Here is an 8,020-nt window from a genome sequence, read left to right on the forward strand (position 1 = left end):
GTCTGGCAAGGACAAGTCTGGCAAGGACAAGTCTGGCAAGGACAAGTCTGGCAAGGACAAGTCTGGCAAGGACAAGTCTGGCAAGGACAAGTCTGGCAAGAACGACTCGAAAGGTAAGGGTAATAAGAAGTGAGATAACGGTCACGCGAATGACCGCGACAAGAACGACAACTCCAATCCTTGAAAGTCGAACATGTCGACAGACAATTCCGGCGAATATGGGTTGCCTGGAAGCAAGAATCGCGACGGCAAGGGTAGCCCGAACGACAACAACGATTAGGTGGCGCGATTGTCCGCCCTACCTCGCAATTGAGCAGTGAAGCAGGAGCGTCCCGACTGGGGCGCTCTTCACTATGTGCCTGAACCAGTGCCAGAGTAAGTTTCTCAGGCATTGGAATACCTTCAGTGTTCGAGATTTCCGAACCGAGGCTTCAGTGAAGAGTTGATGGTTGTATCCAAGCGGTCGAACTGCAACGGACAAAGCAGCAATGCAATGCAAGAGAATACCCATCATTGCGGGCCCCGCTAGGAGTGAGGCGTGACGGGCAAGAAAACACGGGAAGCAATAACAACTCCCGAGGCGAGCCACCCCGACCCTACCGATAGGACAGACTTTATGTTGACGAATTTAAACTGTGAGAGTTCTGAGGATTGCCGCGAACGCAAAGAGCAGGGGACTCGAAGACACGAGATGCCCGAGTTGAGGGGCTTCTCGCTTCGGCAATCTCGCCTTACTGTGCCCAAGCCATCCTACGTGAGGTACGCGAGTTCCGCTTCTTGGAAACCTACGACCGAAAACTCGGATGCAGGAACAGAACGAGCCGATGGAAATATCGTAGCAGAAGAAAACAACAGACTGGCACCTTCAACTAACACGAAGGATGGCACTGTCTCTCGGTTCTCAGCGAAAACCGTCAAATGGACTTTCGTCGCTCTTGCGATACTCACTTACATAATTTTCCGAATGCTGGAACGATATGCATAGCCCAGAGCCTGACGCATACCGCCAGCGCGAAATCCGGATCATGTAAAGCATCGCCTTAGCATGATCGGGAAACAAACAGACTTTCAGGAACCAAATTGCGGAGCCAAGTGAATGGCGCGAGTGACCGGGCTCGAACCGGCGACCTTCGGCGTGACAGGCCGACGCTCTAACCAACTGAGCTACACCCGCAATTCGGTGAGACGTCTGATAGGCGAACCCCCTCCCCCTGTCAAGCGAGCCGTCAACGTTTTTTGCCGGTGATCTGGATCTCGATTTTCATGCGGGGATCGATCAGCGCGGCGATGATCGCGGTGGCGGCAGGCCTTGTTTCGCCTAGGTATTTCCGGAACACCGGCCAGCAGGGTTCGAAGTCCTCGGCCTTGGGAAAAATGTAGGTTGCGCTCACCACGTCAGCCAGGCTGAAGCCCGCCTTTTCCATGGCCGCCTTGATGTTGCGGAAGGTCTGGTCGGCCTGTTCGATGACGTCCTCGGAGATGGTCATCGCCTCATAGTTGAAGCCCGTGGTGCCGGAGACCCAGATCATGTCGCCATCGACGATGGCGCGGGAATAGCCGATCTCGGCTTCGAACTTCGATCCGGATGAAATCTGGCGGCGGGTCATGGGGTGTCCTCCTCAGTGACGGGGCTGATCATGTCGCCCCATTCCAACTTGCGCACTTGCTTGTAGGCCGCGCCGTCCCGCCTGGCAACGTGGCGGTTCTCAAGCCTCCCTTCCGTGCAGAGCCGGAGCGTGACACCGGGCTTCGCATGCTGCGGCGGCGCAATGATCCTCGCGCCCTCCGGCGGCGCGCCTTCGCGGACGAGGACGAGATAGGCGAAGCGCTCGTCCTCGAAGGGAACCGTGGCGGCCTTGGCATGCATGTGGGCGCGGCTGCGCGGCAGCCTGACGCTGAAGTGGCACCAGTCGCTGCCACTCATGGGGCAGTCAAGCGCGTGGGTGCAGGGTGCTGCTGGCACTGCGCCCAGGCGGAGCAGCCTGCTGCGGACACTCCGCAGGCGCGCAAAGCCCTGCGGCGTTCCGGGCTCCACCAGCACCAGCGCCTTGCGGCTTGCCCGCCAAAGTCCCTCGGCCGTAGCAGCCGCCTGCTCCACAGGGAGCTCGGCCAGCGCATAGGCGGCGATCGTGAGGTCGGCAGCCGCGCCTTCCGTCAGGCTGTCAATTCTCCCCTTGAGCGCAATCGCCGCCGCGAGCGCCGGTGGCCCTTGCCGCGCCAGCTCTGCCGCGAGTGCCAGGAAGGCCGGAGAATTGTCGAGGAAGGTGATGCGCGCGAGGTCCGGCCAGAGGTCACTCGCCGCCCATGACGCCGTGCCCGGGCCGGAGCCTGCATCGAGCAGGCTTTCGGGTGCGAGATCGGGGCGACGGCGGGCAAGTTCAGCCAATACGCGGTTCACTGCGGCGAAGGTCGCCGGCAGTCGCGTCACCAGGTAGGAGCCAAGATCGATCCGCGCCGAACTGCCGCCTGCCCGGTATGTCGCGGAGAGCGCGGCGCTGCCCTCCCTGTGGCTTCCGGAATGCCCGGCCAGCCAGCCCGACACAGCGGCTTGAAAACGATCAGGCAAACTCATGATGATAAAGGGAAGTTAATTTGCACAGTGCGCGGCCCGAACCCTATCTTCCGGCCCGTCATAACGCCCGGAACCCCGCTGCGAAAGGCCCGCGATGTTCGTTTCCTTCTTCCCCTCGCCCCGCCTGTTCTTCTCATCCGCCATGCTGTGGGCGCTGGTGGCGGTTCTGATCTGGTTCTTCCTGGCGCGTGATGCAGGCGCGCTCATCGGGCTTCCCAATCCGCCGGCCGATGCCGCGCCCATCGTTGGCGTCACCCGCTTCGTGTCGCCGCCCTTCCTGTGGTTCTATCTCTATTTTGGCGCCGGGGTGGCCATCTTCGCGGCGGTTTGGCGGGTGCTCGACCCGCATCCCTATTTCAACTGGTCGGTGCTGGGTTCGGCACTCATCATCTTCGTCCTCTATTTCATGGTCGAGGTGAGCGTCACCATCAACGACTGGTAGGGGTCTTATTTCGACCTCATCCAGAAGGCGCTCGACCCCTCGACGAAGGGAACGGTGCCGGCATCCGATCTCTATATCGGACTTGGCCAGATCACCTCCGTGCTGCTGCTCTACATCGTTGTCGCGGTGCTCAACGCCTTCTTCACCAGCCACTATGTGTTCCGCTGGCGCACCGCGATGAATGAACATTATGTGGAGCACTGGGGCGCCCTTCGCAGCATCGAGGGCGCGGCCCAGCGCGTGCAGGAAGACACCATGCGCTTTGCCCGCACCTTCGAGGACCTTGGCACCAGCCTCGTCAGCGCCATCATGACGCTGATCGCCTTCCTTCCGATCCTCGCCGCACTGTCGCCCAAGATCCCATCCATCCCGATCCTCGGTTCCGTTCCCTACTCGCTGGTGATCGTCTCGCTCGTCTGGTCGCTGTTCGGCACCGGCCTGCTGGCCGCTGTCGGCATCAAGCTGCCGGGTCTCGAGTTCCGCAACCAGCGCGTCGAGGCCGCATACCGCAAGGAACTGGTCTATGGCGAAGACGATGCGGCCCGCGCCACACCGCGCACACTCACCGAACTGTTCGGCGCCGTGCGGCAGAACTATTTCCGCCTCTACTTCAACTATCTCTATTTCAACGTCGTCCGTTACGGCTATCTCCAGGCCGACATGATGCTGCCGTTCTTCGTGCTGATCCCGGCGATTGCTGCAGGCGCCATCACCTTCGGCGTTTTCCAGCAGGTGCGCGCCTCCTTCGGCGAGGTTCGCGATGCCATGCAGTATCTCGTCAAGTCATGGCCCAGCATCGTCGAGTTCTTGTCGATCTATAAGCGCCTCCGCGCCTTCGAGGCGGCACTTCACGGCGAGGACCTGCCCGACATCGACCGGAAATTCCTTCAGGACGGGAAACTGGCCTGATAGGATGAGAGGATGAAAAGGCCGATCCTCTACCACATTCCGGTCTGCCCCTTCTCGCAGCGTGTCGAGATCCTGCTGGCGTTGAAGGGCCTGAGAGACAGCGTGGACTTCAGCGTCGTCGACATCACCAGGCCGCGCGACCTGGCGCTTCTCGCCAAGACGCGCGGCACCACTGCGCTGCCCGTTCTGGAACTGCCGGATGGCCGCATCCTCAAGGAAAGCCTGGTGCTGCTCCGTTATTTCGAGGACCTGCATCCCGAACCGCCGGTGGCGCGGCATGCGCCTTACGAGCGCGCCGTCGAAAACATGCTGATCGCGATGGAGGGCGACTTCACCAACGCCGGCTATCGCTTCGTGATGAACCAGGATGCCGGAAGGCGGCAGGGTCTCGCCGAACAGATGGATGCGCAATACCGCAAGCTCGACGACTTCCTGTCCTGGCATGCGCCCGATGGCGACTTCCTGTTCGCGCGCTTCGGCCTCGCTGAATGCGTTTTCACACCCATGTTCGCCCGCTTCTGGTTCCTCGAGTATTATGAGGGCTACGACATTCCCGGATCGCTGCCGCGCGTGCGGCGCTGGCGCGATGCCTGCCTCGCCCATCCGGCGGCACAGCAGGTGACCCGCGAGGAGATCGTGAAGCTCTATTATGATTATGCGTGGGGTGCGGGGAACGGTGCGCTGCTGCCGGGCCGCCAGCTCTCCAGCTTCGTGTTCGAGCCGCATTGGCGCTCCCGGCCATGGCCAGCCCGGGGTAAGCAGGCTACTTCAAATGACGCGGAATTGGGCCTGCTCGGCCCGTGATTGCACGTCTTACAACCCTGACATGAACCGGTCCGCCGAAAGGACTGCAGGCTTCACGTGACGGCGGCTTCAGGCATTGCTATCGTCAGGGTCGATTTGCTAAGAATTCGATATGACGCGTTTCAAACTGACCCTGCTTGCCGCCACGCTTCCGGTGTTGGCCTTGGCCTCTCCCGCCTCTGCCCAGAGCGCGGATACGCATCAATATGTGCTGGACCTCGGGGCCGGCGTGTTGGCGCAGTCGCGCTACCCGGGCTCGGATGAGACGATTTTCGTGCCCTATCCGCTAATCGCGGTCAGCAAGTTCTTCCTGCCTGGCTACGGCCAGATCGACGGGGATACAGACACCCGCCGACTCACGATCTATCCGTCCTTCAACTATATCGGCAAGCGCAACTCATCCGATTCCAATGAGTTGAGAGGCCTCGACGATGTGTCGTGGGCTGTGGAAGCCGGCCTCGGCGTCTCTTACCGCTATGACTGGATCCGCGGCTTTGCCGAAGTCCGCCAGGGCTTCAACGGCTATTCCGGCCAGGTGGCGCAGTTCGGAATCGACGTCATTGCCAGCCCGACGGAGGACCTCGAACTCCGCTTCGGCCCGCGTGCCGGCTGGGGTTCGCAGAACTACATGGACACCTATTTCGGCATCAGCTCCAGAGAAGCCGCCGACAGCCCGATCTATGACAAGTCCTACAAGGCCGATGCCGGCTTCAACACGGTGGGCCTTGCGGGCAGCGCGACCTATAATTTGACGGATGACTGGAAGCTGCATGCGCTGGTCGGCTGGGACCGTCTGGTGGGTGATGCCGGCAACAGCCCGATCGTCAAGGAAGGCAGCGAAAACCAGTATTACGCAGGCGGCGGCCTGACCTACCGGTTCGCCTTCGACCTGTTCTAGTCCACCCCCGCTGATCCAGTTCCACGTTGCGACCGCCACTGCGGGCGCTGCAAAGCCATATCCTCATTGCCCACAATAGCGCTGGCACGCCTCCCCAGGGGCTTGCCATGGCTTTCAGCAGGTGATACTTAATGTCTATCGATTTACTGGGTTTAATAGAGATGACTTTCGGCCATTCCCTTCTTCAGTCCTATCGGGAGTTCCAGCGCAACTGGGCCCGCTTGGCGGATTCGGCCTTTGGCAACGCCGCGCAGGACGAGGCAGCGCGCGGTGAATTCATCAGCGCCTTCATCAGCGAGCGTGGCCTCACCTTCCCGAAGGCCGGCGACGGCACGCGGCAGCCCGAAAACTGAACCCTACTGCTGGTCGAATTCGTTCAGCCCCATCGATACCTCCGCGGCGAGCAACGCCAGGGACACGCGCACAAGCCTGCACCAAGGTTGACAAGCAAGCCCAAACCTCAAGGTCGCGCTCGCCGTGCTGGCAATGTTGGAGTTGACACCGGTGAAGTCGCCACACGCAACGACGCAATGGCATGGCTTTGGTGATCAATGCTGCTGAACAACAGATGATTGACGGGCTGTACCTGTGCCGGTCATCAAGCCCCAACGGGACGAGCAGAACTTTTTTTGATAAGTAACTTCACTTATTATAATTCTTTTTCACTGAAATCTCATCGTCCCTGTTTGATCTACGTATTTACTTAGTCTCAGCAATTCCGTTAAGCCCAATGCAGTTGCTATCATTCTGATGGGGTTTACCGTGAAGCGCGTGATGATTGTTCTTGCTGCTCTGATGAGCACCGCAGCTCCGACCGCCACGGTCCATGCCCAGCAGGTAGCAAGCGAGGCGGCGATCCTCGCCATGACACAAACCGCCACGAGCGCGCTTCTGGGCGCACTGCCACCCGACACCGCGCTGTCGCCCACCCAGGTCTTCATCGACAACATCGGCCAGGCCCATGTCAGGCTGGCGCAGTCCTACAAGGGCATTCCGGTGTTCGAGGGTGATGCCATCGTCCACATCGACCTTGCGAGCGGCAAGGTGATCGGCACCACCAATGCCACCCTGCCCTTTGCCCCCATCAACCTCACGCCCAGCGTCTCGTCCCAGCACGCAGACGACGTGGCGCGCAAGCATTTCGCACAGCAGCCCGGCCTCAGAAGCCGCAAGGATCTCTCGATTGTCGTGACTGGCGGCGTCGCCACCCTGACGTGGAAGGTGCGTCGTGAAGGCCAGGAGCAGGCTGGTCACACCGACACCGTCGCCCTCGTCGGCGCACAGAACGCCAAGGTCCTCCGGTCCTGGAACAATCTGCATACGAGCAACGTACCGGGCACGGCGCTTGGCATGTATACGGGCTCCATCGCTTCCGCCTCTGTGCCAGTCACCGCGGACAAGGTCTCGAGCACTTATTACCTGCGCAACGCCGGCACCCCGGCCTACTATACTTGCGACATGCGGAACGGTCGTTCGAGCTGTTCCTACATCACCAACACAACCGGCAACTTCGGCACGGGAACGATCACCACATCAGGTCCGAACGCTGCCGCCGATGCCGAGTTCGGCGCCGAGATGACGCTGAGTTACTACAAGGCAGAGTTCGGACGGAACGGCATCGACAACAAGAACATGCCGACCTACAGCCGCGTTCACTACAGCCGCGGATATGAGAATGCCTTCTGGTCTGACACCTGCAACTGCATGACCTATGGCGATGGCGCCACCACCTTCTACCCGCTTGTGTCGATTGATGTCGCCGGCCACGAGATGTCCCACGGCGTCACCGCGCGCACGGCCAACCTCACCTATTCGGGCGAGTCTGGCGGCCTCAACGAGGCGACCAGCGATATCTTTGGCACCATGGTGGAGTACTACGCCAACGGCAGCTTCGACGCGCCGGACTATCTGATCGGCGAGATGATCTGGAAATCCAATTGGAAGGGCACCACGAGCCGCGCCTCCTTCGCCCCGACCAAGGCACTGCGCTACATGTACGATCCAGCACTCGATGGCGTGTCCAAGAACTGCTGGTACAACGGCGTCGGCAGCGTCGACGTGCATTACAGCTCCGGCATCGCCAACCACTTCTTCTATCTGCTGGCCGAGGGCTCGAATTCCGCCGGCATGCCCGTCAGCCCGACCTGCAACAACACTGTTGTGACCCGTATTGGCAGCGACAAGGCGCAGCAAATCTGGTACCGCGCCCTCACGACCAAGTTGACGGCATCCACCAACTACGCCGCCGCACGCGCCGCCACGATCAGCGCCGCCGAAGAGCTTTATGGCATCGGCAGCCCTGAAGCGGCCACGGTGGCAGCAGCATGGGCAGCCGTGAACGTCAACTGAGCTTGCTGGGGAAGGGTCTCTCGTCACGAGACTGGTGGGCGATGAG

The 8,020-nt window shown here is 60.7% G+C and carries 6 protein-coding genes, 1 tRNA gene and 1 pseudogene; 5 read left to right on the plus strand and 3 right to left on the minus strand.

Annotation, left to right across the window (positions count from 1 at the left end; all coding sequences use genetic code 11):
- Positions 1-1,097 precede the first annotated feature (1,097 nt).
- The 3 genes from WCJ41_RS18765 to WCJ41_RS18775 form a co-directional block, all read right to left on the minus strand.
- Positions 1,098-1,174, minus strand: a tRNA-Asp gene (locus WCJ41_RS18765).
- A gap of 52 nt (positions 1,175-1,226) precedes the next feature.
- Complete coding sequence (locus WCJ41_RS18770) at positions 1,227-1,607, minus strand: RidA family protein (RefSeq protein ID WP_336907366.1); 381 nt, start codon at positions 1,605-1,607, stop codon at positions 1,227-1,229.
- Positions 1,604-2,572, minus strand: coding sequence for a small ribosomal subunit Rsm22 family protein (locus tag WCJ41_RS18775; RefSeq protein WP_336907367.1), 969 nt, complete (start codon positions 2,570-2,572; stop codon positions 1,604-1,606). The genes WCJ41_RS18770 and WCJ41_RS18775 overlap by 4 nt, the downstream gene beginning before the upstream one ends.
- A gap of 94 nt (positions 2,573-2,666) precedes the next feature.
- On the opposite strand from WCJ41_RS18775, the pseudogene sbmA reads away from it, so the two are divergent.
- From sbmA to WCJ41_RS18800, 5 genes and pseudogenes are all read left to right on the plus strand, one after another.
- Positions 2,667-3,923, plus strand: a pseudogene (gene sbmA, locus WCJ41_RS18780) (peptide antibiotic transporter SbmA).
- Between the two features lie 12 nt (positions 3,924-3,935).
- The gene (locus WCJ41_RS18785; protein WP_336907368.1) at positions 3,936-4,727 is read left to right on the plus strand and encodes a glutathione S-transferase family protein; all 792 of its coding nucleotides are present in this window, start codon (positions 3,936-3,938) and stop codon (positions 4,725-4,727) included.
- Between the two features lie 112 nt (positions 4,728-4,839).
- Positions 4,840-5,625 carry a MipA/OmpV family protein gene (locus WCJ41_RS18790; RefSeq protein ID WP_336907369.1) on the plus strand — a complete coding sequence of 262 codons (786 nt, stop codon included), beginning with the start codon at positions 4,840-4,842 and terminating at the stop codon, positions 5,623-5,625.
- A gap of 131 nt (positions 5,626-5,756) precedes the next feature.
- Positions 5,757-5,978 (plus strand): hypothetical protein, encoded by a 222-nt coding sequence (locus tag WCJ41_RS18795; RefSeq protein ID WP_336907370.1) that lies wholly within the window; start codon positions 5,757-5,759, stop codon positions 5,976-5,978.
- Positions 5,979-6,420: 442 nt separating this feature from the next.
- Positions 6,421-7,974 carry a M4 family metallopeptidase gene (locus tag WCJ41_RS18800; RefSeq protein ID WP_336907371.1) on the plus strand — a complete coding sequence of 518 codons (1,554 nt, stop codon included), beginning with the start codon at positions 6,421-6,423 and terminating at the stop codon, positions 7,972-7,974.
- Positions 7,975-8,020: the final 46 nt, after the last annotated feature.

It is taken from the genome of Aestuariivirga sp., from assembly GCF_037139295.1.
Taxonomy (GTDB): Bacteria; Pseudomonadota; Alphaproteobacteria; order Rhizobiales; family Aestuariivirgaceae; genus Aestuariivirga.

Coding starts and splice junctions, on each gene's coding strand:
- WCJ41_RS18770 (WP_336907366.1), bottom strand. CDS start 1,607: ATGACCCGCCGCCAGATTTCATCCGGATCGAAGTTCGAAGCCGAGATC.
- WCJ41_RS18775 (WP_336907367.1), bottom strand. CDS start 2,572: ATGAGTTTGCCTGATCGTTTTCAAGCCGCTGTGTCGGGCTGGCTGGCC.
- WCJ41_RS18785 (WP_336907368.1), top strand. CDS start 3,936: ATGAAAAGGCCGATCCTCTACCACATTCCGGTCTGCCCCTTCTCGCAG.
- WCJ41_RS18790 (WP_336907369.1), top strand. CDS start 4,840: ATGACGCGTTTCAAACTGACCCTGCTTGCCGCCACGCTTCCGGTGTTG.
- WCJ41_RS18795 (WP_336907370.1), top strand. CDS start 5,757: ATGTCTATCGATTTACTGGGTTTAATAGAGATGACTTTCGGCCATTCC.
- WCJ41_RS18800 (WP_336907371.1), top strand. CDS start 6,421: ATGAGCACCGCAGCTCCGACCGCCACGGTCCATGCCCAGCAGGTAGCA.